The sequence below is a fragment of the Neokomagataea anthophila genome, assembly GCF_018122595.1.
Taxonomy (GTDB): domain Bacteria; phylum Pseudomonadota; class Alphaproteobacteria; order Acetobacterales; family Acetobacteraceae; genus Gluconobacter; species Gluconobacter anthophilus.
Genome location: NZ_JAGRQH010000191.1, coordinates 1 through 226, shown reverse-complemented (window position 1 = coordinate 226; position 226 = coordinate 1). Strand labels below are relative to the sequence as shown.

The following is a 226-nucleotide window of genomic DNA, read 5'->3' as shown; positions in this document are numbered from 1 at the left end:
AGCAAGAGTGGCGATGAAACAGCGTTGAGTAACGGCCAGATTTCAAGAATGATGGTGCCGAGTGCACCGAGCATGACTTTAAGGTCACCTAACTTCTGTGCAAGCCAGCCGCAGAGCAGCTTCCCGCTGAGGGAACCAATGCATTATAAGGTGACGGGCCAGAAAATTCTGTGCAGTACGGGTTGGTGTGCTGTGCGCAGTATGGTTGGGTAGAATGTGTAAATTG

The 226-nt window shown here is 50.9% G+C and carries 1 protein-coding gene; it reads left to right on the top strand.

Annotation, left to right across the window (positions count from 1 at the left end):
• The coding region (locus KB213_RS12440) for a hypothetical protein (RefSeq protein ID WP_211683575.1) at positions 1–213 on the top strand (213 nt) is incomplete at its 5' end.
• Between the last annotated feature and the right edge of the window lie 13 nt (positions 214–226).